We start from the raw sequence: 25,668 nt of genomic DNA, 5'->3' as shown, positions 1-25,668 counted from the left end.
CCAAGCTGGACCATGCGGTATGAAATTCTGAGCCTTACCGCAGGCTGGATGTGCAGGCGTTTTACGGGCATGTGCGCGACCATAACCCATGTCGTTTGGGTAAATGGTGAACTTCTCTTCGAAACCCCGTCCCCAAAACGGGGTTTTGTCATCAGGGCCGCAGCATGCCTCTGCGAGCCCGCCACAGACCAGGTGCTTTATGCCGATATCGCCGGTGTCCGGTAGGGTGGTTTTAGTGGCGAGTCTCTGATACTGCCTTGTCTCTGAAGCTGGCGGGTCTCTGAAGCTGCGGACGGTTATCCGGTTTATCCCAGAGGCAGAGCTGCAGGTTTGAAGGGCGTCAATCCCCGGCGTGTTCGCCTTCCCAGTAGTCCACAGCATCCTGTTTGCGGCATACGTGGCGTAGTGTTCGCGCCTCCTGTGGGCCGGTGAACACCAGTAGTTTGTCGGAGTCCGGTTGTTCGCATACCTCCACCGGATCCACAGTCGACAGGCACAGATATCTGAGATCTGTGCTGCCGCTGTTGATTATCTGATGGGCGACCTCAGGCCCGCCCGGAGGGCAGGCGATGATGTCCATGGGGCCTATGGGGTAACTTTGTTCGCCAAACCTCAGGGTGCCGGTGCCTTCAAGCACCAAAAACATTTCTTCATTGACCCTGTGGTTGTGGAAGGGACAAACCCGTTTACCCGGCGGCACCACAGAGACGCTGTAGCCAAGGCGTTTGGCCCCGATGAGCTCGCTCACCACAAAATAGGTTTCGCCATAGATTCCCTGGCTGCTGCTTTGGCCATTGGTGAGGTTATTAAGGTTGATAAGGGGTTTCATCGGCGCGGCTGCTCAGACTGGAGGAATAGAGGCTTATTGTTACACGGCTGATAAATTTGGCAATGAATCTGGTGTGGTCAAAAGTTGTGCAGGATCAAGCGTGTAACAAAGTGGTAAATATAATTTAACACGTTGATTATATTGCACAAAGTGTGCGTTGAACCCTTGTTTTTGCCAGTGGAAACTGCTGTAATTTGCATCGCCCAACCGGGCATTGCGTTAAACCCCACAGGTGTATCATGCCAAAACCAACACAGCAAAAAAGCCATACCAAGCAAGCTCGGCCTCAGTCTGCCGGTGCCGCACGGGTAACAGGTCTATTGCTCCTGATGTCTCTGTTCTCCACACAGGGCTAACGGGTCGTTCTGCCAGCCTATGTTGGCTGGCAGACACTGCACTTCTTCATTTCACCAATCCGGCCTCAGCGGCAGGCAAAACGCCCCAGCTCTGCCAGATTGTGTACCCCAAGCTTTTTCATCATGCTGGCTCTGTGTACTTCAATGGTTCTGAGCGACAGGTAAAGGGTTTCTGAAATTTGCTTGTTGGTAAGTCCATCGGTTAGCAGCCGCAGTACCTGGGCTTCCCGCTCACTGAGCCGGGCAAGTTTCAACCTGAGCCCTGCTACCTCGTAGCGTCGCTGGCTTTCGGCCTCAGCCTTGTCGATGGCATCACACAAAGGTGCGGCCTGAACCGGTTTTTGAAAGAAATCGCAGGCGCCTTCGCGAAACGCGGCCAGTGCCATGGGCAGGTCGCCGTGTCCGGTAAGAAAGATAATCCCAAGGGGACTTTGCTGATTCACCAGTTCATGTTGCAGCGCTTCACCGCTGAGACCGGGCATACGGCTGTCCAGAATAAGGCAGCCGGGCTGGGTTATGTCTGCTTGTGCCAGAAAGGCTTCGGCGCTGGCAAAGCTGGTTAGCTGCCGACCGCACTGATCCAGCATGTAGGTCAGTGAATCCCGAATGGCTTCATCATCGTCCACCAGATACAGGCGCATAAAGTACTCCCGCGTTTTTTACCAGCCTAGAAAAGTGTTGAGAAGGGCTCAAGTCTGCTTGCTCGGTTTTGGCGATGGATCACGCCCGCAGAGTATTTTCTGTGGGGCGATTCACGTTGGCATCCCTCTGCCCAAGGCACAATGTGTTGTGGAGGAATGAGATGAAGTCATTGCTGCTGTGCTTGTTATTGTGGCCCCTGTCTGCTCTGGCGACCGATGCCGAGATGGGCGATGACCCCATCGAAGCCGTGTTCCGGGTCGGGGTATTGGCCAATCATGGTGTTGGTGAGGCGAAACAGCGCTGGCAACCCATGATGAACTATTTGTCGGACAGGGTGCCCGGCATTCGTTTTGAAGTCGAACCGCTGGACTTTGATGCCATGCGCGAGTCGCTGCTGGACTTGCGCATCCAATTTATTGTGACCAATCCCGGCCAGTACCTGAGCCTGTCCAATGAAATGCCCCTCTCCTGGCTTGCCACCATGCGCAGCCGCAAGCATAACGGTGCCACCTACGCCATTGGCTCCACCATCATAGTGCGCAGCGACAGTCCGGTGCAGCATATCGAACAGCTCGAAGGGGCTCGCATCGTGGCCTCCGATCCTCAGGCGCTCGGCGGTTATCAGGCCACCATTGGCCTGTTGAATCGCCGCGGCTTGGATGCGCGCAACTTTTTTGCCGATGTGCGTTTTTTGGGGTTTCCGCTGGAGCCGCTGGTGTATCAGGTGCGCGATGGCATGGTGGATGGCGCCATTACGCCTTACTGCACCCTGGAGGAAATGGTGGACTCGGGCCTGGTGCGCCGGGAGGATTTTCGGGTGCTCAACAGCATGCGTCCGGAAGGTTATGACTGTGAAATCAGCACCAGTTTGTACCCAAACTGGTCCTTTGCCGCTTCCGATAAGGTACCCGCCCGCATCACCCAGATGGTGACCAAGGCACTGTTTGAGTTGCCCTCAGACTCAGAGGCTGCCATACGGGCCCGCACGCTGGGCTGGACCGCCCCCATCAGTCAGCTTACCGTCATTCGCCTGTATGAGGAGCTTCTGCTCCATGGCAACAGCACCCGGCCGCTGGAGTTGGTGCGCGCCTGGCTTAAGGCCAATCTCGAATATGCCGTCAGTGCGGTGTTGTTTCTGTTTGGTGGCATGGTTTACCACCTGTGGCTCGAATATAAGTTTCGGCAAAAAAGCGACAGCCTGATTGCGGCAGAGCGCACCCTAAGAGACAGAGAGCTGATGCTGGAGCGGATGCAAAGTGCCGCCATTTTGGGGGAGATAGGAGCGGGCCTTGCACACGAACTCAATCAACCTATCGCCGCCATCACCCAATACAGCGAGGGCGGTTTGATGGCGCTGAAACAGGAGGGGCAGGCCAGTACAGAGCAGCGTTTGCAGGAGGTGGAAGAGGTGCTGGGTAAAATCAATCGCCAGTCTATGCGTGCCGGGGCCGTGGTGCATCGCATTCGCAGCCTGCTGCGCCGCCGCCGAGCCAATCAGGAGGCGGTGTATATGAGCTCGCTGCTCAGTGAGGCGCAGGCTCTGTTTCAGCGCCCCTTTGAGCAGCAGCGGGTGCAATTGATACTGGCCCAGCAGGGAGAAGAGCGGCCGCTTTTTGGGGACGCAGTTGGCCTCAGTCAGCTGCTTGTTAATCTGCTGAAAAATGCCCTCGATGCCATGGACGCCAGGCCTGACGGACGGCAGATACAGATCACCCTGGATTTTGATGCGAGTAAACCCGGCAGCGTGGCCAGGGTGCGCTGGCTGCGGTTGGAGGTGCTGGATAACGGCAGTGGTCTTAAGGCTGAGGCGGCCGAGCTGATGCTCTCCTTTGCCACCACCAAAGACGAAGGGTTGGGCCTTGGGCTCGCAATCTGCCGTGATGTAGTCAATCAGCACGGCGGCCATATTCAGTTGGAAAACCGCCGCGATGGCCCTGGTTGCCGGGTCACCGTGTGGTTGCCGCTGATGGCAGATGAAGAGCCGGTGTAAATCAGCGGGCACGCTCTTTTCGGCTTAGCCCGGTTGCCTCTGATTGAGCCACTGACGGCGGCCCAATTCCAGCAGCATGCCCGCTGCCAGTCCGGCGGCGGCATTGACCCCGAGGCTGACAATCGCCGTGGCGCCAATCACAAACAGGCAGTAAGGCCTGCCATCGAGAAAGCGTTTGGACCAGGCAAGTTGCAGCCCGGCGGTGGAGAGCAGACTACCCAGGATAGCCATGGGGATAAGCCCCAACAGCCAGGCTATCTGTTCATTCCAGCCAAGGGCTATCACCAGGCAGCCTGTCCCGAAAATAAGCCCTGCCCACAGTTGCCTTGCGCCAAAATGGTACTGCACCGCGAGACCTCCTGCGCCGTGGCACATGGCCGCCGCGCCAAAGGGGCTCAACAGCAAATTGGCCAGTCCCGAGCTGGTGGCCAGCGCCTTGGTACTGAAGCGCTTGGCATCGTCGGGGAACTTGTCTTTGGCCATCACAGAGGTGGCAATCACCGCATTGGTCAGCGTCAGAGCCAACTGGGGCAATACCAGCAAGGTGGCGGCCGCGCCCCAATCGGAAGCATCGGGCCAGGCAAGTTGCCATGGGGTGTTGTTAAAGCTCTGACTCATTGCGGCGCCGCTGTGATACTGCCACAGCATGCCGAGCAGGATGACCAGGGGCATGGCGAGGTATCTTACGGGTAAGAAGCGGGACGCAAAAATCAGCGCGAAGGCACCAAAGCCCAGTACAGGGGCGTCGGCCATCATCTTAAGCCCCATCCACAAGAGTTGCAGCCCAATAGCGAGCTGAATGCCTACGCTGATAGCCTGGGAAATTTGCCGTGCCAGCCAGCTGATGGCACCGGAGGCCGCCAGCACCAGGAGTATGATACCCATCAGCATGGCGCTGGCCTGCATCATGCCCGGCGTGAGCTGCTGGGCGATGACCAGAGCCGCTATTACCTTCATGGGCTGTACCGGAATGGGGCGGCGATAAAAGAGCGCGGTGGCACAGGCGAACAGGCCAAAGCCGAGGAAAATCCCCTGGGGCGAAAATTGGTTGAGCGCGATAAGGCCGAGGACCAGTGGCAGAAAGGTACCCAAATCGGCAAAAGCACCGGTAAATTCGGTGAGCCTGATTGGGGGACATGGGCGCATGCAGCTTGCCTGATGTGTGACTATTGCCTCTTATACAGCAAGGGTAATGCCAGCTTTAAACGCCATGGCAGGCGGTCAAAGTCACAAAGACTCCAGGGTTATAACAAGGCCTGGGACAACTTGACCCTGGTTATCTTCAAGTCTTGGATTGTTGTGACTTTTTGATGCTGTTCGCCGGGGGCTCAGCCAATAAAAAAACCGGTACTCAGAGAGAACCGGTTCAGGCAGGAGCGAGTGCCTGGAATCTGTTGCAAAGATGCCGCCGTTTATCCCCGGCGGGAGGGTGATGAACCTCGGGGCCTGCTTGCCAGGCCCCTTGTTGTGCCGGTGAGCAGATTGCGTCACTTGGCCTTGTTGTGTCTCGGTCCCTGTTTGGTTTTCATCGGGTCGCCTTCATACCCCAGGGCTTTCCAGTCGAGACGGTCGCCGCCATTGTGGCAGGCATTACACTTGAGGGCTTCCTCTTTTGGTGACACCATGTGGTTGATTCGCCACCACATTTCAGTGGGTGCAAAGCCATATTCACCACTGTAACTGATACCTTTGGCTGTGAGCGTGGGGTTGGCTTCCATCCCCAGTTTGGCGGCTTTATCCCAGTCAAACTCGGTCCAGTAACCACCGGCACCATAGGTTTTGGCAGTGGCAAGAATATTGTGTTTCTTGTCATAGATTTGCTTACCTGTGTGCACCTTGAAGGGGTAGATTTTCGCGCCCGCATCCTGAATATCCCCGAGAGGATAGGAAAGGCGGGTCACTTCATCGGCCTTGATGGGGTCGCCTGCCATGTAGGCACCGGCCTTGCCGTTGTACCAGGCGTATGCAGGCTTAACCATCTTGCCCCAGGTAAAGCTGCCTTTCTTCTTCTGGAAGGTTTTGCGGCCGTACTCGTCCAGGGTTTCTTCCCTGTCTTGTCCCGCAGTTGACCAGTCCCAGCTCATCTTGGTCGCTTCGTTACGGGCGAAGAAGGGGATGTGGCAGGTCTGGCAGGCCACAGTGGCCGTGTGCTCATTGATCTTCTTGTTTTTGTGCGGTGCGCCGTCGTGGCAGTTTTCACAGCCAATGTGGTCGATACCGCCGGGAGATACGCCCATCGCATTGCCGCTGATGGCGTGGGACTCTGTGGTGTGGCACGCCTGACACTGGAAGTCGTTGCCGTCTGAGTCCATGTGCACATCGGTGGTCTTGTCCGGGTAGGCCATGGAAGAGTCCAGATCCCCGTGCTTCACCGCATCACCGCCGCCACCGTAAAAGTGACAGCTGCCGCAGTTATCGCGCACTGGCTTGCCGACATTTTTGGCCACCTTTTCCAAATCCACCTTGGCCAGCGGCTCACCGGCGCCTGCGGGGTCTTTAATGTAGGTGCCCGTGGTGTCGTGGCACACCAGGCAGTCCACCTTGGAGGCGTCGGAGAAATCAAAGCTGCTGTCCTTCCAACCGTAACCCGCGTGGCAGCTTGTGCAGCGTGGCTCGTTACCGGCGATGGAGGTACAGAAGTTATTGATGGCGTTCTTTTTACCCCGCTCCACCGTGCGGCCGGGCAGCTCCTGGGTCAGGCTCCAGCTCCAGTGGGAGGTTTTCATAAAGTCGTGGGCTTCATCTTCGTGGCAGGCCAGGCACTGCTGAGTCACCTCGGTGCCTGCGGCGAAGGGGCCTTCGATGGCTTCCTTATGGGGATTGTCGGCCACTGCCATGCCGCTGCCCAGCATCATCAGGCCGGAAAGTGGGGCGAGGGCCCATTGGGACAAAACTGTTCTCATGGTCAAACTCCTGCCCCGGCAGTGCCGGGGCCTGATGAGGTTAGAACTTCACTGTGAGTGAGGCGTTGAGGTCCATGGCGGTATCCACTACCGGCAGCAGGGATACGGCACTGCCAGCCATCACATCATCCACCTTCGCGGGGGCGCCAACCGGGGTGCCCGAGCCTGTGTACTCGTAGTCGTAGTAGAGACCCGCAAGCTTGATAAACATGCGTGGATTGACCTCGAACAGGTAGTAAGCCTCAACCACATGGCCGCGGGTGGCGAGCTTGCTGCCGATGGGGTCATCCTGGGCCTGGGTGAAGGGGCTCCAGTATTTGGAACCATAGTTGTACTCGAGGCCAAACTTGCCGCCAGGGGCGGGCATTTGCATGCCGATATAAACGCCGTAGCCGTCGTGGGACGCATCACTCTCGGCCGCCAGAGGCACCATCATCAGCTCGCTGCCATCGGCGCTGAGCTTGCCGGTAAAGGTGGCGTCTGTGAGCAGGCCACCAAACATGCCGGCATTGCCGTTTGACTCGGCGCGGGTCCAGCCCAGAGAGGCAAAGGCTTTGAAGTCGTCATCGGATTCATACACGTAGCCGAGGCCGCCCAGGAACATGTCACCAATCACACCACTGGGCTGTACCCGGGTGACAAAGTTAAAACTGTCGAACTTTTGCATGTCCTGGTACATGGTGGGGGCAAAAATCGCGGCCAGCTCATTGGGGAACGCCATGGAACCCTTGAAGCCATCGTTGATGTCCTTGGCACCGAACAGGGTGAGCTGCACGAAGTGGTTGCCATCGTTAATGACATCGATATTCAAGCCGCCGAGGTGGGTGTCTTCTGTGACCAGATTGCCAAAGAGTTCGCCGTTACCCCACTGGGATTCGAATCCCTGGCCGTAGCAGAAGCGTACCACCTGGCCTTCGATACCGGTGATTTCGCCTAGGTTATAACCCAGGGTGGCGCCATCGAAGTTAAAGTGCACCAGGTGGCCAGACGGCGTGCCGCCGCGCTGCTCGTTTTCGCGGATGTGAGACGGTGGGCCATAGGTTGAAGGGCGACGGCCGATGGACAGATAGAACTCGCTGCCACCGATGTTTTTCCAGTCGAAATAGGCACGCTCTACCCTAAGCCAGTCGCCACTGGTATTACCGGAGTTGGTGCCGTCCATGGAGAAGGAGCGCCAGGAGTCAAATACCTGTACCCCGGTGGAGTCGCCCCAGTTTTTGTACATGGACAGGCGACCGGCAAAGTTCACGTTTTCCCACACATTGGCCTTGATATCGAGGCGCAGTCGGGTGGTGTAAAAAAGATCGTTGTCGATATCGTAGGTGTTTGTGCTGCCAAGGGCCCAGGGCATAACACCGGCCAGTTGCCCACCCATAAAGGCGGCGGCCAGATCCGGGTTGGCGGCCATCATCTTGCCAAGGGGGGAGGTGGGATCCATGGGATCGCCATATTCACCGGCCATGGCACGGCGGCCAAAGTCATCAAAGTTCATCTTGATGCCGGGGTTCCAGGTCACGTCCCGGTAGTGCAGCGAGTGAACCCGGGTTCGAAAGTCGCCGCTGAAAGTAATTCTGTCCAGCGCTGTGTGGCGCTCGGTTTTATTGACTCGGGTATCGAGGTCAGCCAGTTCTTCCGACAGTTCATCGATTTTTTGTTGCAGACGCTCAATCTTGGCCTGATCGTTTGCTGCTGTGTTGTCAGCGGCCAGCGACTGAGGGGTAAACAGCAGGGGAGTGAATCCCAGTGCACTTGCTACTGCCAGAGAGATAAGGGTACGCATACTCACGCTCCTGACCGGTCATGCCGGTCGAATTTGGGTTGTACAAGGCCCTGGGGCTTGCCCCATGTGTCCCGCAACCCGGGAATATTTTTCTGGTGGTTGCCCGTTATTGGCGGGCTAGACTTCAGCCCTTGGGCTTAGCCGCAGGTTTGCGGTTGGTCCGAGTCGGCAGCGTGGTCATAGAGAAACTGCTGTACGTCTTTCAGTTCCTGCTCAGACAGCTTTTGGAATACTTCGGGTTTGCCCTTGTGCATATCCTTTTCGAAGAATCTGTCCCACTGAGCCATGGTTTTGCTCATGGGCGTGAGTTCACCGGCAGCGTCGCCTTTGCTGTGGCAGGTTTTGCATTCTTTTTTGTAGAGATGTTTGCCTTTCTTGGGATTGCCGCCGTCTGCAGCCAGAGCGCTGCTGCCGAGGATCAGGCCAAGGAGCAGTCCAAGGCCAATGGAGTGGGTGGTTTTCATCATCATCTTCCTTTCGCGGGTTGGCTGGTTTTCTTCCCTGAGCGGGGAGCCTGGCTCCCTCGTTTTCCTGTTGGCTAAAATTTAACAAAGGACGACACGGAGAAATTTGAAGTGGATCAGATCCATGAAAATTATCTAATTGATAAAAATTTCATTGAAAAAAATCTAATGAATATCTATTAACCTACAGAAAAATAGATGATTTTTATTTAAGTGATTGTTGATGTTGGGCGTGAAACACTGGTTAACGACGTGTGATCCATGTGACACTTTTGAACTTCACCCTTCCCTTAACTACCTCTTTAGGGGGTGAAACCCGATTTCGCTGACTTGTTAACGGCCTTGTTCAGCATGTCAATTTCAGTGAACCGTGAGCATCAAGCTGACCGCCTCGGTCGATTGCCAATCCCCCAAGTCTCTCTGTTACCCCATTTCCCCAACGCTCCTGTCTCAAGGCTTCCTTTTCCCAGGGAGAGCTTATTAGTGTTGCCTGCATCACAAAGGGGCGCGCTATGTGGTTTTCCACAATATCCCTGCCAATACGCCCTGCCGACAATGGCATTAGCCGGTGAATGCCTGTCATTCGCCACAGAAGAACGATAACGCTAATCCCATTCTGCCCTTTGGGCATTTGGAGGAAACCATGATAGAGCTCTGCAGGCGCGACTTTCTCAAAGGTGCCGGTGCGGCCGGAGCGGGGTGCGCCCTGGCCACGGCATTGCCGGGGACGCTGGCGGCCATGGGGGCACAGCCCCTCAGTGGCAGCGAAAAAGCCATTCCGAGTATTTGTGAAATGTGCTCCACCCGTTGCCCGATTTCGGCGCGGGTGCTGGATGGCAAGGCCGTGTACATCGAAGGCAACGCCGCAGCCAAATCCTTTGGCGGCAAGGTGTGTGCAAGGGGCGGCGCCGGACACAGCCTGCTGTACGATCCACAGCGGTTGGTGAAGCCTCTGAAGCGTGTCGGCGAGCGCGGTGAGGGCAAGTGGCAGGAAATTGAGTGGAGCGAAGCTTACAGCATCCTGGCCCAGCGGCTTGAGCAAATTCGCCGCGAACACGGCGCCGAAGCCGTGGCTTTCTCCTCCAAATCCGGGTCGCTTTCGGGCCATCTGTTCCACTTTGCCAAGGCCTTTGGCAGCCCCAACACCTTTACCCATGCCTCCACCTGCCCCGGCGCTTATGTGATAGCGGCCAATGCCATGTTCGGTGGCAAGGTGAAGCGGGATCTGGGTAATTCCAAATACATCATCAACTTCGGCCATAACCTTTACGAAGGTATCAATATGTCCGAAACCCGCGCCATGATGAAGGCGCAAACCGACAAGCGCGCCAAGCTGGTGGTGTTTGAGCCACGCTTCTCCATCGTGGCCGACAAGGCCGACGAGTGGTACGCCATTCGCCCCGGCTCTGATGTGGCGGTGGCGCTGGCACTGTGCCATGTGCTGATTAGCGAAAACCTTTACGACAAAGCCTTTATCGAGCGCTATGTGGAAGGCTTCGAGGCCTTTGCCGCCGAAGTCAGCGCCTATACCCCCGAGTGGGCAGAAGCCATTTCCGATGTACCCGCCAAAGACATTCGCCGCATCGCCCGGGAATTTGCCAAGGCCGCGCCCCATGCGGTGGTGGACTTTGGTCACCGTGCCACCTTCACCCCGGAAGAGTTTGATATGCGCCGGGCTCTGTATGCGGCCAACGTGCTGATTGGTAACTTTGAGCGCAAGGGCGGCCTCTACTTCGGCCAAAAGGCGGCCGGTTACAACAAGCTGGCCGGTGAAGCCGTAGCCCCCGTACTGGGTAAACCCGGCGTGGCCGACATGCCAAAGCCAACCGCAAAGCGCATCGATCAGGTGGACGAGCAGTACGCCATGATGTGGAGCGAAGGCGGCATTTATCAGTCGGTTATCGATGCAACCCTGGAGGCCAAACCCTATCAGCTGCACGGTTGGGTGATGTGCCGCACTAACCCGATGCAAACCATGACCGACCGCGCCAAGGTGGTTGAGTCAATGAAAAAGCTCGATTTTGTGGCCGTGGTGGATGTGTATATCAGCGAGACCGCCGCCTGGGCCGACCTTATTCTGCCCGAGTCAACTTACCTTGAGCGGGATGAAGAGATCAGCGACAAGTCCGGCAAGAGCCCCGGCTACTACGTGCGTCAGCGGGTGGTGGACGTGATTGGCGATACCAAGCCTTCCTGGCAAATCTTCCGCGAGCTGGGCCTCAAGATGGGCATGGAAAAGTACTACCCCTGGGAGAACATGGAAACCCTGCAACTGCTGCAGACCAACAAGGATGTCGCGCTTTTGAATCACATCAAGGAGAAGGGCTTTGTCAGCTATGGCAAACCGCTGATGCTGCGTGAAAAATCCATGGTGCAGGACTTTGTGGCCGCCTACCCCGGCGCCCATGCCGCGGATGAGGATGGCAGCTACGCCAGTCTGCTCAAGTTCAAAACCCCCAGTGGCCGGATTGAGCTGGTGAGCCCCAAGGTGGAAGCCATGGCCCCGGGCCGTGGCGGCATCCAATACCGACCCGTGACCTTAAAACAGCCGGATGAACTCTACTTCATTCAGGGCAAGGTGGCGGTGCACACCAATGGTGCCACACACAACATCCCCATGTTGGCCAACCTGATGTCGGACAACGCGGTATGGGTGCATCCCAGCACCGCCGAGGCGCTGGGTATCAAGGATGGTGATGCCATCCGGCTTAAATCCAGCGTGGGTGTGGAAGAGGGCAAGGCGCTGGTCACCAAGGGCATTCGTCCGGATACCGTGTTTGCTTACATGGGGTTTGGGTCGAAGAATCGCGAGCTGGTGCGCGCCACCGGCAAGGGTATTCACTGTGGAAACCTGCTGCCCAATGTGACGGCGCCGGTCTGCGGCATGAACGTGCACACCACGGGTGTGATCCTGGAAAAGGCATAAGGGGGCCCGGACTATGAGCAAAAGATATGTAATGGTGCACGACGAGAACAAGTGCATCGGCTGTCAGGCCTGCAGCGTGGCTTGTCGCAGCATCAATCAGGTACCCGATGGCGTGAGCCGTCTGCAGGTTCGCATCGAAGGCCCCTTCGGCGAGGCACCCCATTTGCACTTCAAGTACAACCGGGTGTCGTGCCAGCAGTGTGAAGATGCGCCCTGCGTCAAGGTGTGCCCCACGGGCGCCGCCTATGTGGGCGACGATGGCATTGTGTCCATCAAGGCCGACAAGTGCGTGGGCTGCATGTACTGCGTGGCAGCTTGCCCCTACAAGGTGCGCTTTATGAACCCCCTAACCAGGGTGGCCGATAAATGCAACTTCTGTAAAGAAACCCGTCTTGCCCGGGGTGAACAACCCGCCTGTGTGACTGTGTGCCCCACCGATGCCCTGTGCTTTGGTGATGCGGCCGACCCAGGCAGCGAGGTATCCAAACTGCTTGCCACCAAGGTGAGCTATCAGGACAAGACACATCTTGGCACCAAACCCAGGCTGTACCGTATTCCAGCCAAGCGTGGAGGTATCTGATTATGAACAATATCTGGGGTGATATGAGTCAGTACGACGGCATTACCTGGCATTGGGTGATTGCGGTGTACCTCTTTATGGCCGGTTTGTCGGCGGGCAGTTTGCTGATGGGGATTGGTCTGCGTTGGTATCGCGGCCAAACCCAGGGAGGTGGCCAGAGCCGTGCTGAAAGCGCCGTGCTCAAGGCCGCTGCCTTGATTGCGCCCATCGCCATTTGCCTTGGGATGCTGTGTCTGGTGTTTGACCTGACCAAGCCGTTCCACTTCTGGCTGATTTTGATTAACTACAACTTAAGCTCCGTGATGTCGATTGGGGTGATAGCGCTCCTGGCTTACATTCCGCTGACCTTTGCCTATGCCCTGGTGGTGTTCAGAGATGAGCTGCCAAAGTGTGGTCTGGGCTTCCTCGCTGGCCTTGCCGATAGCCTTGGCAAGCTTCGCGGCATGCTTGAAGGTGCGCTCTTTGTGCTGTCGCTGGTGGTGGGGGCTTATACCGGCTTCCTGATTTCCGCCATGAATGCGTATCCGATGCTCAATACCGCGGTGCTGCCTGCGCTGTTTTTGGTGTCTGGCCTGTCGGCGGGCGCGGCGGCCAACAGCTTACTGGCGGTACTGATGTTTGGCGGCGATAAGCATACCGGCGAACCCTCGGGCGACCTTGAGCGTCAGCACGCCTTTGAACTGCCTGTGATGGGCATGGAAATGCTGTTCCTGTTTATGCTGTTTACCGCGCTTTACTTTAAAGGCGGCGCAGCGGCAGCGGCGCTGGCGTCACTCTCGGACGGGCTCTGGGCATCGGTGTTCTGGATTGGGGTGGTCGCCATCGGCTTTGGTGTGCCGCTGCTGATGCGTCTTAGCGGAAAACATGGTCGCAGCGTGATGGTGACAGCGGCCTGTGCCAGCCTGATTGGGGTACTTGCGCTTCGGCATTTCATCCTTTACGCCGGTCAATCTTATCTGTCCTGATTGCGCTAATCGATTAGTAGAAAAAAGCCCGCGTTTGCGGGCTTTTTTTATGATGATATCGCCGCCCTTTGTTCCGCCCTGAACTACGCTTTTATATGACTGTTGCCGGGTCAAAAATAGAAAAATCAGGGAGAACAGCATGAAGATGAAACCCATCGCAGCCTCATTGGGGCTGATACTCTGCCCATACAGTTTTGCTGCCCAGGATGTATTTGAAGCCCGCAGTGATGCCTTGGGGGGCACGGGTGTGGCGTCGGCCAGTTTGGAGGCCGCACCCTGGATGAACCCGGCGCTCCTGTCTCTGCCCGGTTATACCGAAGGGGATTTCGGGCTGCTTATTCCTGTGCTTGGGGCCGAGGTGTCTGACAAGGACAACATGACCGACAAGTTCGATACCCTCGAAGACAACTACGATGGCCTGGATGCGGCGATTAACCGCGGTGACGCAGCTGCCATCGACAGTTTTCGTCAGGCGCTGCTGGGTGATTTGCGCGGACTGGACGGCAATACCGCTTATGCCTCTGGCGGTATTGGATTCAGTTTTGCCATGCCTACCAAGGGAATAAGCTGGGGTGTGTATTACCGCAGCTACATTGATGGGATTGCCTTAGCCGATATCAGCGATGCCGATATTCAACTTTTGGAAGCCCTGGATCCGCAGGCTCCCCCGGCACTGGAAGACTTAACCTCCCAGGGACGGGTGATTGCCGGTGCCTCATCTGAACTGGCGCTTTCGGTCAGTTTGCCGTTATCCATAGTCAATATGCCCGTTACCGTAGGCCTGACCCCTAAACTGCAGCGGCTCGACAGTTTTAACTATGCCGTCAGTGCCAACAATTTCGATGCCGGTGATTTTGACAGCGACGACTATCGTAACGACGACTCAGGGTTTAATTTGGATGCCGGTATTGCCATGATGCCCATGGAAGGACTGACATTGGGGCTGGTGGGCCGGAACCTGATTGAGCGTGAGCTGGATACCATAGAGTCAGAAGGGGTCAGTGCGACATACCGGGCCGGGCCCATGGTCACCTTTGGTGCCGCGTTTCAAACTGGCAGTTGGCAGCTGAGCTCAGACCTGGACCTGATGGACAATGAGAAGTTTGTTGGGCTGGAGGGCACCAAATATTGGCGTCTGGGAGCCGAGTGGCAGGCGCTGGACTGGCTATCGCTGCGGGTGGGTTACCGTCAGGATCTCAATGACATGACGGCAGATCTTTATTCGTTCGGTACCGGCTTTCAGATAGGGTCTGGCTTTAAACTGGATTTGGCCGGCATGTGGGGAGAACAGGATACCCTGGGCGCAGTACTGCAAAGTTCCTATCACTTCTGAGTCGCAAGAGGTTTGGCATTAGCTTGCCAGCAGGGCGAGCAGCGACTTGGTCGCCAGCACCAGTGCACTGATTGAACAAAGAACCAGGGTCGCGACTCTGGTTTTTTGTTTATCGACCCGTCCCAGAAGGCGACCTGCGACCCAATAGCCGCAAAATACCGCGGGCAACAGAATGAGTGACCACTGGAGCTGTGCCGCGGTAACCAGGCCGGCAAATGCCAGAATACTCAAGGCAATCAATGAGCTGAAAATAAAAAATGCCGACAGGGCCGCTCGGAACTTGTTGGGATCTTTTCCTGCCAACAGAATCGCCATTGGCGGTCCACCAATGGCGGCTATGGTGCCAAAAACGCCGGAAACCGTGCCAGCAATAAACAGAGTCAGGCGGTTGATAGGTGCGCTGATTTTCATCAGGCTCAGCATCACGGCCAGCGCCACAATCACGGCAATGGCAAGACCCAATATGGATTGGGGTGCCATCAGCAGCAGGCCGGCACCGAGGATGCCGCCGGGAACTCGCCCCAGCAGGGCATATTGAAGACCGGCAAACTCAAGGGCGCTGCGCTCCCTGAGTAACGTAAGCAGGGCAATGGAAAAGCCCATCAGGATAACAGGGACAGGTACCAGCTCGGGCTCAACCAGATACAGCAGCGGGCTTGCAACCACGGCAAGCCCAAAACCAATCAGGCTTTGGATCAGGGCGCCACTGAAAATAATCAGCAGCGCCAACACCAGAGTGAGAGGATCGGACAACATTTACCAACTCCTGAAACGACACAAGGACCCGGCGGGGTCCTTGTGCTGGTGTGGAAGGGAGGCTTACTCCATGTCTTCCCATTCGATGCCCATCTCATCCATCAGCTTCTTGGCCTCTGAAGGGATAGAGTCGGGTTTGTCCTTGGACAGATCATCGTCGTTTGGCAGTGGCTGGCCGGTGTAGGCATGCAAAAATGCTTCACACAGCAATTCACTGTTGGTGGCGTGACGAAGGTTGTTAACCTGGCGACGGGTACGTTCGTCAGTGAGGATTTTCAACACTTTTAAAGGAATGGACACGGTGATCTTTTTCACTTGCTCATTCTTTTTGCCGTGCTCAGCATAGGGGCTGATGTAATCGCCATTCCACTCAGTCATTGACTCACCTGATTTATTCCAAAATTCGCAGCAGATTTTAAACCCTTACAAACTACAGTCAAATTATTGCTGCGAAATCACCCCAAACATCAATAGATTTTCTTACGTTTAGACGTCTAAACGTCTTGATGCCTATTGACCTGTCGACAGTGCTTAGGTAAATTTAGCCGTCCAGACATCTTTATTTCCGTGCGGTAACATCGGAGGAGTACAGAATGACACAGCGCAAAGCAGCCACCATCGCGGTGCGTCAAGGCATAGAGAGCGACACCCAGCACGGTGCCGTGGTTCCTCCCATCTATTTATCGACCAATTATTCCTTCGATGGTCACAAGAATCCGCGTAAATTCGACTACAGCCGCTCGGGTAACCCGACCCGCTGTATTCTGGGCGAGGCTCTGGCAGAACTGGAGCAGGGTGCGACCGGCGTTATTACGTGCACCGGCATGGCCGCCATTACTCTGGTGACCAGCCTCCTGGGGCCGGACGATCTCCTGGTCGTGCCCCACGATTGTTACGGTGGCAGCTATCGCCTCTTTACCAACCTCGCCAAAAAAGGCGCCTTTAAGCTGGCGGTAGTGGACCAGACTGACGAGGCTGCGCTCGCGCAGGCCATAGCCCAAAAGCCGCGCATGGTGTGGCTCGAAACCCCATCCAACCCACTGCTGCGGGTGCTGGATATTCAGGCCATCAGTGACGCCAGCCACAAGGTCGGCGCCCTGGTGGTGGTGGACAACACCTTCCTGTCACCGATTTTGCAGCAACCCTTGCTGCTGGGCGCCGATATAGTGATCCACTCCACCACCAAGTACATCAACGGTCACAGCGATGTGGTGGGCGGCGCCGTCATTGCCAAAGATGCCGAGCTTGGGGAGACCCTGCATTGGTGGTCCAACACCCTGGGCCTTACTGGCAGCGCCTTTGACAGCTATCTTACCCTGCGTGGCATTCGTACCCTCGGCGTGCGGGTACGTGAGCATCAATCCAATGCCCAGCGCATAGTGGAAGTACTGAAAAACAGCCCCCAGGTGAGCAAGGTGTATTACCCGGGCCTTGCCGACCACCCGGGCCACGACATTGCCGCGCGGCAACAAAAAGGCTTTGGCGCTATGCTGAGTTTTGAACTGGTGGGCGGAGAAAAAGAAGTGGTGGCCTTCCTCGAAGCCTTACAGCACTTCAGTGTGGCCGAAAGCCTGGGCGGCGTGGAGTCGCTGGTGGCCGTGCCCGCCACCATGACCCACAGGGCCATGGTGCCAGAAGCCCGCGCCGAGGCCGGAATTAAAGACACCCTGCTGCGCCTGTCGGTGGGGATTGAAGATGCAGAAGATTTGGTGGCCGATATCAAAGCCGGCCTGGCTGCCGTAGCAGCCTGTTGAATAGGAGTCAGTGATGGCGCGTTGTCATTTGCATAAGTTTGGTGGCTCCAGTCTGGCCGATGCCGATTGTTACCGCCGCGTGGCCCATATCCTGTTGACTCAGGGACACAGCGACGACCTGGTGGTGGTGTCCGCCGCCGGTAAAACCACCAACTTTTTGTATAAGCTGCTTTCGCTGCGTGATGCCAAAGCGCTGTGGCAGGAAGAGTTACAGGTACTGATAAGTTATCAGCAAAACCTGATTGAGCAGTTACTGAGTGCCGAGCAGGCCCGTTATCTGCGTGAGCGTCTGTCCACCGATAAGGCTCAGCTGGTCAGCCTCTTATCACTGGATACCCTGAACGATTACCAGACCAGCCATGTGGTGAGCTTTGGTGAGCGTTGGTCTGCCAGGCTGATGGCGGCGCTGTTGCGTGAATCCGGCGTGGCAGCAAGCCATGTGGATGCCTGCAGCATACTGGTGGCCGATGAAGGGGCTGTGCCCAATATCCGTGAGCAGGAATCCCGTGCAAAAGTGGCGGCCATGCTGGCCGAACATGAAAACGAACGCATCGTTATCACGGGGTTTATCTGCGCAAACCCCGCCGGTGAAACCCTGCTGCTCGGTCGCAACGGCTCAGACTTTTCCGCCACCCTGATTGCCAGTCTGGCGGATATCGAACGGGTCACCATTTGGACCGATGTGGAAGGGGTGTTCAACGCCGACCCGAACAAGATTAATGATGCCAAGCTGCTCAAGAGCATGTCCCTGGCTGAGGCAGACCGTCTGGCACGTCTGGGTTCGCCTGTGCTGCACAGCCGTACTCTGCAGCCACTGTTTAATACTCAGGTGAGCATGGCGGTGCGCTCAAGCTATGCGCCCCACACCGACTTCACTTTGGTTGCCCCAACCAGCTCTCAGGCCAGTGCCCCCGTGGTGACTAACCTCTGCGAAGTGGCGCTCTTTAGCCTCACAACCCAGGGCGACGCCGATGACCTGGTGGCGGCGCTGTCTGCCTCGGGCTTAACACCGCTGGCAAATTGGCAGGGTTCCCGTGGAGGGGTGGAGCTGGCGTATACCCCGGAAAATCTTAAGCAGGTAAGTGCCTTTTTAAAAGCTAACTCAGAGGCGTATGCGCTGGGTGAAGTGACTGTAAGCGATGATTTTGGTCTGGTGGCATTGGTGAGTGCCGATGCTGTGCTTTATCGCAGGAGCTTTGCCCGGCTGCTCAGTCGCGAAGCCAAACCCCTGTATCAGGACGGTCTGAGTTTGGTGACTCTGGTACCCAAGTCACAGGTAAACCTGCTGACGCAAAAGGTGCATCGCCGCTGCGCCGGGCCGCGCAAACGTATCGGGGTTATCCTCCTTGGCGTGGGCAATATCGGCGAAGCCTGGGTCAGCCTGTTTCGCCGGGCGCAAAGCAGTTTGTGCCGTGAACTCGAAGCCCGTATTGAACTGGTGGGGTTGGTCAGTTCATCCCGCGCCTACATCAATAATACCGGTGTGCACCTGGATAACTGGAAAACCGAGTTTGAGGAGTACGCCACCGACTGGCAGTACGAGCAGTTGTTCGATGCCTTGTCGACGCTCAATTGCGATGAGCTGGTTGCGCTGGATATCAGTGCCAGTGCCAGCCTGACACTCCAATACCCTGAATTCTTTGCCCGTGGCATACATGTGGTCAGCGCAAACAAGCTGGCAGGCTCAGGCCCCTTGCCCTTTTATCGCGATCTCAAGCAGCAACTGGGTAACCGTCGACTCTATTGGCGCTACAACGCCAGCTGTGGTGCCGGTTTGCCTGTGCAGCATGCGCTCAACGATTTGCACAACAGTGGTGACAGCGTTGAGGCCGTGGGGGGGATTTTTTCCGGTACGCTTTGTTGGCTTTTTGAGCACTATGACGGCCAGCGTCCGTTCTCGGAATTGGTGATTGAGGCCCGTGGTCTTGGAATCACTGAGCCGGATCCCCGGGACGATCTTTCTGGTCGCGATATGCAGCGTAAGCTGCTCATCCTTGCGCGGGAAATCGGCCTGGATTTGGAGCTGGATGATATTGAGGTGGAGTCCCCTGTGCCCCAGCATCTGGCGGAGCTGCCGCTGGATGAGTTTCTTGCCCGCATTGATGAACTCGATACCCCCATGGCAGAAGCACTGGCCGCTGCAGCGGCCGAGGGCAAGGTGCTGCGCTATATCGCAGCACTGGACAGAGCCGGTGGTCAACTGACGGCCCGCGTAGGTTTGCAGTGGGTTGATAGGGCTCACCCTTATGCCAATCTCACCCCGGGTGATAATGTGTTTGTGATCCGCAGTACTTTCTATCAGGGTAATCCCTTGATTATTCGAGGGCCAGGCGCTGGCCGTGAGGTAACTGCCGCAGCTGTTCAGTCAGATCTGGTGCAGATCTGTCGGGATCTCTTACAGGAATGATTTTGTAACATATTGAATAACAGGGACTCTTTTGAGTCCCTGTGTTTTTTCCGCCTTCTGTTCGCGAAAAGGACAAGATCGGGCCATTTTTTAACTTGACTTAGGGACGGGAATCTCTAGTATATGGCCATATAGACGTCCAAACGTCCATTTAAAGAATTGAGGGAGTTATCAATGGCATTTCATCACGCACAACACGCAAACTCACTGAACCAGAATCTGGCTGAGGTTGGCGATATCAATGTGTCATTCGAATTTTTCCCACCCTCAACCCCTGAAATGGAACAGATCCTGTGGAACTCTATCCGCCGCCTCGAACCGCTGAATCCCAAGTTTGTGTCTGTGACCTATGGTGCCAACTCCGGCGTGCGTGACCGCACTCATGGTGTAATCGAGCGTATCCAGCAAGAAACCCAACTGGTTGCCGCCCCGCACCTGACCCTGGTGGATGCCAGCGACGAAGAGCTGTTGTCTCTGGCCAAAAACTACTGGAATCAGGGAATTCGCAATATTGTTGCACTGCGTGGTGATTTGCCTGCCGGCAGCCCCAAACCAACCCGTTTTGCTGCCGATCTGGTGCGTTTGCTGAAGAGTGTTGCCGACTTTGATATTTCGGTGGCGGCTTACCCTGAAGTGCATCCTGAGGCCGCCAATGCCCAGGCGGATTTGGTGAATCTCAAGCGTAAAATCGATGCCGGTGCCAACCGTGCCATCACCCAGTTTTTCTTCGACGTAGAGTCCTATCTGCGCTTCCGCGATCGCTGCGTGGCCGCAGGCATCGATGTGGAAATCGTACCGGGTATTCTGCCGGTGACCAACTTTACCCAGCTCAAGCGCTTCGCCGCCATGACCAATGTGAGCATTCCGGGGTGGTTGCACCGCCAGTTTGAGGGATTGGAAAATGACGCCGCCACCCGTCAGTTGGTGGGTGCAAACGTGGCCATCGATATGGTGAAGGTACTGGCCCGTGAAGGGGTGAAGGACTTCCACTTCTACACCCTGAACCGTGCCGAACTCAGTTACGCCATTTGTCATACCCTGGGGGTACGTCCCAGGCAGGACTGATTTTCACCCGAAACAGGCCAGGCAGGGCTCCTTTTTGAAGGAGCCCTTTTGGTTTTTGGCGGTGCTTACGCTAAGGTTTTAGGTGCTGAGGTTTTAGGGTGATGGACAAGGAGGCCAAACACCATGAACGATAAAATCCGTTTGCTCGAGCAGCAGCTTCCCATGGATGTGGTTAAGCTGATAATCTCGTTATCCATTATTGTTGCTTTATTTTTCTTGCAGTTGCGACCAGATAATCCATCAGGGGTTTTGCTGTGGAGTGCGGTGCTCATTTATGCGCTTCTCTCCCTTGGCAGCCTCTTGTATCGGTTGCAGACCTTGAAGCATTGCTACCGCCAGCGACCTTGAATGACTAACCCCAACCAGTGCCCTCTTTGCCAGAACAACAATGACTGTGCCGTGCAAAACGGTAAGTCCATTGACACGTGCTGGTGTCTGGGCGCTCCTTTTCCCAAGCAATTACCCGAAGTCATGTCTTCGTGCCTGTGCCAGCGCTGCGCCGAGAGACTTGCCAAAGTCGAGAAATTGGGCTTAAAACAGGTGAAGTAGCGGAGTTGGCCGTACCGCAATCACCGGAGCCGGAGCCCGCTATGTTGAAAAAATTCCTTATCCTGATGTTGCTGCTGATAGCCGCCCCCTTTATCGCGGCACTGTTTATCAAGTCGGATTATGAGGTCAGTGTCAGCCGCACCATCGACCGTCCGGTTGACGAAGTCTTCGACTACATCAGACTGTTAAAACATCAGGATGAATTCAGCGTCTGGGCCAGGATGGATCCCAACATGCAGCAGCATTTTACCGGCACCGATGGCGAGCCCGGTTTTGTCAGTGCCTGGGAGAGCAGCAATCCGCAAGTGGGCAAAGGCGAGCAGGAAATCATGGCCATGGTGCCCGGCAAACGCATTGACTATGCCCTGAGATTTATCGAGCCCTTTGCCTCCAATGACAAGGCTTATCTCATCACTGAGCCCATTGAAGATGGCAGTACCCTGGTAACCTGGGGCTTTGTTGGCCATATGGCTTACCCCATGAACCTGCTCATTCCCCTGATGGATGTAGAGTCCTTAATCCTGAAAGACCTGGATAGCGGCCTTGCCAATTTAAAACAGATACTGGAGCGGCCACCGACGCCTGTGCCTGAATGATTCTGGCTTTCCAATTGTTAACTATTCGTTGTAATCTGGTCGCTGCGCTTACCCGGGTTCGGGTGTGAGAAGAACAAGATAAATAAGAAGAAAAGCATCGACGAGGTTTGAATGGAAGCTGTATCTGAATTAGTAAAATCGCTCAATAGCCTGGTGTGGGGGATTCCCATGCTGGTCATGATCCTCGGCGTCGGCCTTTACCTGTCATTGGGGCTCAAGCTGTTGCCCATCCTTAAGCTTGGCAAGGGCTTCAGGTTACTGTGGTCGGGTCGAACTCCCGGTCAGGGCAAAGAGGTGAAAGGTGACGTCAGTCCTTTCAACGCCTTGATGACCTCGCTCTCCGCCACCATAGGCACGGGTAACATCGCCGGGGTGGCCACCGCCATCTTTGTGGGCGGACCCGGGGCGCTGTTCTGGATGTGGTGTACCGCCCTGGTGGGCATGGCCACCAAATATTCTGAAGCCGTGCTGGCGGTGCGTTATCGCGAAGTAGATGCAAAGGGCAACTATATCGGTGGCCCCATGTATTACATCAAGAATGGTCTTGGCAGCAAATGGACCTGGCTTGGTACCGCGTTTGCGCTGTTCGGTTCCTTCGCCGGTTTTGGCATAGGCAACACAGTGCAGGCCAACTCGGTGGCATCGGCGCTCACCAGCAACTTCGGTGTGCCTGCCTGGGTGTCGGGCGTGGTGATGATGGTACTGGTGGGCCTGGTGCTGATGGGTGGCATTAAGCGCATCGCCATCGTGGCGGGTAAGCTGGTTCCCCTGATGACCATTTTTTACATTACCGCCGGCCTTGCCGTGTTGGTGGTGTATGCCAGTGAAATCCCAGCCGCCTTTAGTTTGATTATCTCCAGCGCCTTCAGCCCTGTGGCTGCGCAGGGGGGCTTTGCCGGTGCCGCTGTGATGGTGGCTATCCAGATGGGGGTTGCCCGCGGCGTATTCTCCAACGAGGCGGGTCTTGGCAGTGCGCCTATTGCCCATGCTGCGGCGCAAACCAAGAGCCCGGTTACTCAGGGCCTGGTGGGTATGCTGGGTACCTTTATCGACACCATCATAGTCTGCAGCATCACCGGCCTTGCCATCGTGGTGTCGGGCGCCTGGACCTCCGGTGAAAATGGTGCGGCGCTCACCTCTTATGCCTTCTCCCATGCGCTGCCAATCGGCGACTACATAGTAGCCATCGCGCTGGCGATTTTCGCCTTTACCACCATCCTTGGCTGGAGTGTGTACAGCGAAAAATGCGTCCAGTATCTGCTGGGGGTGAAGGCGGTGATGCCGTTTCGCTTGATTTGGACCCTGGTGGTGCCCCTGGGTGCCATGGGTTCACTGGACTTTGTGTGGCTTCTGGCCGATACCCTCAATGCCATGATGGCCATTCCCAACCTGATTGCGCTGGCGCTGCTGAGCCCTGTGGTATTCAAGTTGACCCGGGAGTTCTTCTCAAGCAGTGATGAGGCAAGCCCTAAATCTGTAGAAGTGGAGTAACTGCGCAGGCCAGGGGCCGAGGCAGCCCATGTACCTGGCGGGCTGTTCGTTCGCCAGGTTTACTGGTTAACAAGGGGGAGGCAATGCGACTGGGGTCGCGCTCTTGAGTCAGGAAGAATGGGTCAGTAAGAATGAGTCAGGAAGAAGTGCCTTGGGCATCACTCAGGGATCACCATCAGGGACTCGCAGAACTGGTCGCCACGGCCTGCCAAACCCGGCTCGAAGGCGCTTTGTCAGTGTGCCGACAGGCGGTCAGCGGGTGGTTATGCCGACAGTGAACGTGTTGGTTAAGCCTGCACAGTCAGAACCTGAACAATAAAAAAGGATGCCATGGCATCCTTTTTTATTGCATCCGGCTTACTCTGCCGAGGCATCAAGCTCTGTGTCTTCGACGGTGGGGAACATGGGTTCCACATTTGGCAGGCAGCGGAATTGCCGCTGAAAGTGCCTTTGCACCCCTTTAAGGTTGATGTTGCCAAGACCTGAGGCAAAGCCGAACCAGGCATAGAGACCGCTGTAGTCATCAAACATGGGCGGCAGATACCTTGGCCCTGTGAGTATGCCTTCCCGATAGGCGAGATACAGCGTGGGAATATCCTCGATGGCGAGCTTGCCCAAAAACAACATGGGGATGAGTTCAGGAATGCCTGCGGCGATGGCGCTGCGGATAAAGTTTACGTTTTCCACATAGCCGCGCACATAGGAAATGTCTTTGGTGAAGCAGCTGCCACCTGCGACCATGCCGCCCCGGAACACCCTTTGGGTAACCCGGTAACTGTCTTTTTTGCTCAGATTCTGGTCGCGGAAATAGCGATACACTTCAATAAAGTCGGCGCCGTTCTCGGCCATATCCACTGCCGCTACCCGATCGCTGATACGTCTGGCGCGCCCCGGCGTCGAACTCAGGGTCAACATCTCCAGCAGCACTGCCAGCCCTTCCTGAGCCGCCGCTACCCTGGGGGAGCCTACGCTCAGCCAGGTGGCGTGGGGCTGGGCGCGGCCGTTCAGTGTGGTGCCCACATGCACCCAGCCTTCGTGCACTTCGTACACATTCAGGTCTGCTTTGCTGAACATGGCTTTGGAGTTGATTTTAACTGTGTCGCCCCCTACGGCAGCATCGGAAACAATACCGTCGCTCAGGCGCACCCGCATTTCATCACTGTGGAAATAACGCCCCAGACGGGTGCCCAGGTGTTCGACGGCGCTGGCCGCATCTATTTCTTTGGGATGCTGCTTGTTCATGTGCGCGGCTGCGGGCAGCGAGAAGATATAACTCAGGCGGTCACCCAACTGCCTCAGTGTGTGCCTGTCGCCATGGAGTTTGTTGCTGGCGCTGCCATAGAGCACCTTACTCAGTTTGCCAAATTGGGGTGTTCCTCTGTGGCCCAGCATATCGATAACCAGTCGGTATTGGTCGACGTTGGCAACCAGCAGCTTTCCCAGATCATCGTCCTTGCCCAGCGTCTTTTGGATGTCCTGCTTCAGGGATTTGAGTGCCCTTTGGGTGGCTTGGGTATCAAATGGCAGGGGAAGATTGTCGTAAAAAGCTTTGTCTACTGGCGGTAGCTGCCTGGCACCCGCATCAAAAAATTGCTGTTCCAGTTCTCTGGGCCACTTAATGGCATCCAAAATTTTGATGGGCGCTTGCAGCTGGATCAGTTGGTCGGAAAAGCGTCGCAGGTGTTCACAGTACCTGAGTTTTGCATCGTTCATTCATTAACGCTCTGGGGACGGCTTGGGAATATCATAGCTACAAGCGCCATGGAGAACCACCTAAGCGGCTGAATTTATAAGATTGGCAAGGTATCCGGGGCAGGGGATTACCTGCCCACGATGTTAAAAGTCATCGTCGTCGTCGAGTCCCAGCGCCTTTTTGAGCTCCGCACGTTCGAGATAATCATCGAGTCGACGCTTGACCTCCTGACGGCGCTTGAGTGCTTTTGCGGCCTGCGCATTTTTGGGTGAGGTCAGTTCTTCCATTTCGCTATCTTGGGGCAGGATTTCAACTATTCGAGCCATAACGAATTCCTCATGGGTTATTTAAGGACTTTCTAACCACTTTGGTGGATTGAGAAAAGCAAAAATTATTTGTTGAATGGGTAAAAAATGCTCTCCCTATTCCACTCTGTGAGTATGATCATAAATTTCCAAAAGGGGATTTGAGGGCGGGATAAAAGTCCTACTAAAAAAGTCGGGCATTTACTTGCACATTGGTCTGGATGAACCAGACTAAAAGCATGTGTTAAGTGACCGTCAGTGACGTTAGCCATTTAAAATCAAGG

Annotated in this window: 22 protein-coding genes; 12 read left to right on the top strand and 10 right to left on the bottom strand. The window is 55.9% G+C overall.

The window, feature by feature from the left end:
* Window positions 1–340: 340 nt before the first annotated feature.
* Complete coding sequence (locus JQC75_RS16310) at window positions 341–829, bottom strand: cupin domain-containing protein (protein ID WP_203325071.1); 489 nt, start codon at window positions 827–829, stop codon at window positions 341–343.
* A gap of 421 nt (window positions 830–1,250) precedes the next feature.
* Entirely contained in the window at window positions 1,251–1,826 is a 576-nt protein-coding gene (locus tag JQC75_RS16305; RefSeq protein WP_203325070.1) for a response regulator transcription factor, read from the bottom strand.
* A 161-nt stretch (window positions 1,827–1,987) separates the two neighbouring features.
* Between JQC75_RS16305 and JQC75_RS16300 the strand changes: the two genes are divergently transcribed.
* On the top strand, window positions 1,988–3,817 hold the full coding sequence (locus JQC75_RS16300; RefSeq protein WP_203325069.1) for a sensor histidine kinase: 1,830 nt from the start codon (window positions 1,988–1,990) through the stop codon (window positions 3,815–3,817).
* Window positions 3,818–3,841: 24 nt separating this feature from the next.
* Here the strand turns inward: JQC75_RS16300 and JQC75_RS16295 are convergent, their stop codons facing one another.
* The 4 genes from JQC75_RS16295 to JQC75_RS16280 form a co-directional block, all read right to left on the bottom strand.
* The gene (locus JQC75_RS16295; protein WP_203325068.1) at window positions 3,842–4,963 is read right to left on the bottom strand and encodes a putative sulfate/molybdate transporter; all 1,122 of its coding nucleotides are present in this window, start codon (window positions 4,961–4,963) and stop codon (window positions 3,842–3,844) included.
* Window positions 4,964–5,304: 341 nt separating this feature from the next.
* Entirely contained in the window at window positions 5,305–6,672 is a 1,368-nt protein-coding gene (locus JQC75_RS16290; protein ID WP_203327256.1) for a tetrathionate reductase family octaheme c-type cytochrome, read from the bottom strand.
* A gap of 88 nt (window positions 6,673–6,760) precedes the next feature.
* Complete coding sequence (locus JQC75_RS16285) at window positions 6,761–8,500, bottom strand: DUF3373 domain-containing protein (RefSeq protein ID WP_203325067.1); 1,740 nt, start codon at window positions 8,498–8,500, stop codon at window positions 6,761–6,763.
* Window positions 8,501–8,637: 137 nt separating this feature from the next.
* Window positions 8,638–8,967, bottom strand: a complete 330-nt coding sequence (locus tag JQC75_RS16280) for a c-type cytochrome (RefSeq protein ID WP_203325066.1) — start codon at window positions 8,965–8,967, stop codon at window positions 8,638–8,640.
* A 640-nt stretch (window positions 8,968–9,607) separates the two neighbouring features.
* On the opposite strand from JQC75_RS16280, the gene phsA reads away from it, so the two are divergent.
* The 4 genes from phsA (at window position 9,608) to JQC75_RS16260 (ending at window position 14,768) form a co-directional block, all read left to right on the top strand.
* On the top strand, window positions 9,608–11,890 hold the full coding sequence (gene phsA, locus JQC75_RS16275; protein ID WP_203325065.1) for a thiosulfate reductase PhsA: 2,283 nt from the start codon (window positions 9,608–9,610) through the stop codon (window positions 11,888–11,890).
* 13 nt (window positions 11,891–11,903) lie between these two features.
* Window positions 11,904–12,470: a 4Fe-4S dicluster domain-containing protein gene (locus JQC75_RS16270; protein ID WP_203325064.1), complete on the top strand. Its 567-nt coding sequence runs from the start codon at window positions 11,904–11,906 to the stop codon at window positions 12,468–12,470.
* Window positions 12,471–12,472: 2 nt separating this feature from the next.
* Window positions 12,473–13,435 carry an NrfD/PsrC family molybdoenzyme membrane anchor subunit gene (nrfD, locus tag JQC75_RS16265; protein ID WP_203325063.1) on the top strand — a complete coding sequence of 321 codons (963 nt, stop codon included), beginning with the start codon at window positions 12,473–12,475 and terminating at the stop codon, window positions 13,433–13,435.
* A gap of 139 nt (window positions 13,436–13,574) precedes the next feature.
* Window positions 13,575–14,768 carry a conjugal transfer protein TraF gene (locus tag JQC75_RS16260; RefSeq protein ID WP_203325062.1) on the top strand — a complete coding sequence of 398 codons (1,194 nt, stop codon included), beginning with the start codon at window positions 13,575–13,577 and terminating at the stop codon, window positions 14,766–14,768.
* Window positions 14,769–14,786: 18 nt separating this feature from the next.
* Here the strand turns inward: JQC75_RS16260 and JQC75_RS16255 are convergent, their stop codons facing one another.
* A complete protein-coding gene (locus JQC75_RS16255; RefSeq protein ID WP_203325061.1) occupies window positions 14,787–15,524 on the bottom strand; it encodes a sulfite exporter TauE/SafE family protein in 738 nt (245 codons plus the stop codon).
* Window positions 15,525–15,587: 63 nt separating this feature from the next.
* On the bottom strand, window positions 15,588–15,902 hold the full coding sequence (gene metJ, locus JQC75_RS16250; protein ID WP_011761279.1) for a met regulon transcriptional regulator MetJ: 315 nt from the start codon (window positions 15,900–15,902) through the stop codon (window positions 15,588–15,590).
* A gap of 215 nt (window positions 15,903–16,117) precedes the next feature.
* Between metJ and metB the strand changes: the two genes are divergently transcribed.
* The 7 genes from metB (at window position 16,118) to JQC75_RS16215 (ending at window position 23,386) form a co-directional block, all read left to right on the top strand.
* Window positions 16,118–17,278 (top strand): cystathionine gamma-synthase, encoded by a 1,161-nt coding sequence (metB, locus tag JQC75_RS16245; RefSeq protein WP_203325060.1) that lies wholly within the window; start codon window positions 16,118–16,120, stop codon window positions 17,276–17,278.
* 13 nt (window positions 17,279–17,291) lie between these two features.
* Window positions 17,292–19,685: a bifunctional aspartate kinase/homoserine dehydrogenase II gene (locus tag JQC75_RS16240; RefSeq protein WP_203325059.1), complete on the top strand. Its 2,394-nt coding sequence runs from the start codon at window positions 17,292–17,294 to the stop codon at window positions 19,683–19,685.
* A gap of 174 nt (window positions 19,686–19,859) precedes the next feature.
* Complete coding sequence (gene metF / locus JQC75_RS16235) at window positions 19,860–20,750, top strand: methylenetetrahydrofolate reductase (RefSeq protein ID WP_203325058.1); 891 nt, start codon at window positions 19,860–19,862, stop codon at window positions 20,748–20,750.
* A 123-nt stretch (window positions 20,751–20,873) separates the two neighbouring features.
* Window positions 20,874–21,098, top strand: coding sequence for a hypothetical protein (locus JQC75_RS16230; RefSeq protein ID WP_203325057.1), 225 nt, complete (start codon window positions 20,874–20,876; stop codon window positions 21,096–21,098).
* Window positions 21,099–21,299, top strand: coding sequence for a cysteine-rich CWC family protein (locus tag JQC75_RS16225; protein ID WP_203325056.1), 201 nt, complete (start codon window positions 21,099–21,101; stop codon window positions 21,297–21,299). It begins immediately after the preceding gene.
* Window positions 21,300–21,340: 41 nt separating this feature from the next.
* Window positions 21,341–21,895, top strand: a complete 555-nt coding sequence (locus JQC75_RS16220; RefSeq protein WP_203325055.1) for an SRPBCC family protein — start codon at window positions 21,341–21,343, stop codon at window positions 21,893–21,895.
* Between the two features lie 111 nt (window positions 21,896–22,006).
* Entirely contained in the window at window positions 22,007–23,386 is a 1,380-nt protein-coding gene (locus tag JQC75_RS16215) for an alanine/glycine:cation symporter family protein (RefSeq protein ID WP_203325054.1), read from the top strand.
* A 357-nt stretch (window positions 23,387–23,743) separates the two neighbouring features.
* Here JQC75_RS16215 and JQC75_RS16210 read toward each other — a convergent pair whose 3' ends face one another.
* Both JQC75_RS16210 and JQC75_RS16205 read right to left on the bottom strand, forming a co-directional pair.
* Window positions 23,744–25,099 carry a flavohemoglobin expression-modulating QEGLA motif protein gene (locus JQC75_RS16210; protein ID WP_203325053.1) on the bottom strand — a complete coding sequence of 452 codons (1,356 nt, stop codon included), beginning with the start codon at window positions 25,097–25,099 and terminating at the stop codon, window positions 23,744–23,746.
* 123 nt (window positions 25,100–25,222) lie between these two features.
* Entirely contained in the window at window positions 25,223–25,405 is a 183-nt protein-coding gene (locus tag JQC75_RS16205; RefSeq protein WP_203325052.1) for a PA3496 family putative envelope integrity protein, read from the bottom strand.
* Window positions 25,406–25,668: the final 263 nt, after the last annotated feature.

This window comes from Shewanella litorisediminis, from assembly GCF_016834455.1.
Lineage (GTDB): Bacteria > Pseudomonadota > Gammaproteobacteria > Enterobacterales > Shewanellaceae > Shewanella > Shewanella litorisediminis.
This window is presented reverse-complemented; position numbering and strand designations above follow the sequence as displayed.

Bases quoted from the DNA above. Each gene is read 5' to 3' on its own strand.
- phsA (WP_203325065.1), top strand. From the start codon at position 9,608: ATGATAGAGCTCTGCAGGCGCGACTTTCTCAAAGGTGCCGGTGCGGCC.
- JQC75_RS16310 (WP_203325071.1), bottom strand. From the start codon at position 829: ATGAAACCCCTTATCAACCTTAATAACCTCACCAATGGCCAAAGCAGC.
- JQC75_RS16305 (WP_203325070.1), bottom strand. From the start codon at position 1,826: ATGCGCCTGTATCTGGTGGACGATGATGAAGCCATTCGGGATTCACTG.
- JQC75_RS16255 (WP_203325061.1), bottom strand. From the start codon at position 15,524: ATGTTGTCCGATCCTCTCACTCTGGTGTTGGCGCTGCTGATTATTTTC.
- JQC75_RS16270 (WP_203325064.1), top strand. From the start codon at position 11,904: ATGAGCAAAAGATATGTAATGGTGCACGACGAGAACAAGTGCATCGGC.
- nrfD (WP_203325063.1), top strand. From the start codon at position 12,473: ATGAACAATATCTGGGGTGATATGAGTCAGTACGACGGCATTACCTGG.
- JQC75_RS16230 (WP_203325057.1), top strand. From the start codon at position 20,874: ATGAACGATAAAATCCGTTTGCTCGAGCAGCAGCTTCCCATGGATGTG.
- metJ (WP_011761279.1), bottom strand. From the start codon at position 15,902: ATGACTGAGTGGAATGGCGATTACATCAGCCCCTATGCTGAGCACGGC.
- JQC75_RS16220 (WP_203325055.1), top strand. From the start codon at position 21,341: ATGTTGAAAAAATTCCTTATCCTGATGTTGCTGCTGATAGCCGCCCCC.
- JQC75_RS16205 (WP_203325052.1), bottom strand. From the start codon at position 25,405: ATGGCTCGAATAGTTGAAATCCTGCCCCAAGATAGCGAAATGGAAGAA.
- JQC75_RS16300 (WP_203325069.1), top strand. From the start codon at position 1,988: ATGAAGTCATTGCTGCTGTGCTTGTTATTGTGGCCCCTGTCTGCTCTG.
- JQC75_RS16260 (WP_203325062.1), top strand. From the start codon at position 13,575: ATGAAGATGAAACCCATCGCAGCCTCATTGGGGCTGATACTCTGCCCA.
- JQC75_RS16225 (WP_203325056.1), top strand. From the start codon at position 21,099: ATGACTAACCCCAACCAGTGCCCTCTTTGCCAGAACAACAATGACTGT.
- JQC75_RS16215 (WP_203325054.1), top strand. From the start codon at position 22,007: ATGGAAGCTGTATCTGAATTAGTAAAATCGCTCAATAGCCTGGTGTGG.
- JQC75_RS16280 (WP_203325066.1), bottom strand. From the start codon at position 8,967: ATGATGAAAACCACCCACTCCATTGGCCTTGGACTGCTCCTTGGCCTG.
- JQC75_RS16240 (WP_203325059.1), top strand. From the start codon at position 17,292: ATGGCGCGTTGTCATTTGCATAAGTTTGGTGGCTCCAGTCTGGCCGAT.
- metB (WP_203325060.1), top strand. From the start codon at position 16,118: ATGACACAGCGCAAAGCAGCCACCATCGCGGTGCGTCAAGGCATAGAG.
- JQC75_RS16290 (WP_203327256.1), bottom strand. From the start codon at position 6,672: ATGATGCTGGGCAGCGGCATGGCAGTGGCCGACAATCCCCATAAGGAA.
- JQC75_RS16285 (WP_203325067.1), bottom strand. From the start codon at position 8,500: ATGCGTACCCTTATCTCTCTGGCAGTAGCAAGTGCACTGGGATTCACT.
- JQC75_RS16295 (WP_203325068.1), bottom strand. From the start codon at position 4,963: ATGCGCCCATGTCCCCCAATCAGGCTCACCGAATTTACCGGTGCTTTT.
- metF (WP_203325058.1), top strand. From the start codon at position 19,860: ATGGCATTTCATCACGCACAACACGCAAACTCACTGAACCAGAATCTG.
- JQC75_RS16210 (WP_203325053.1), bottom strand. From the start codon at position 25,099: ATGAACGATGCAAAACTCAGGTACTGTGAACACCTGCGACGCTTTTCC.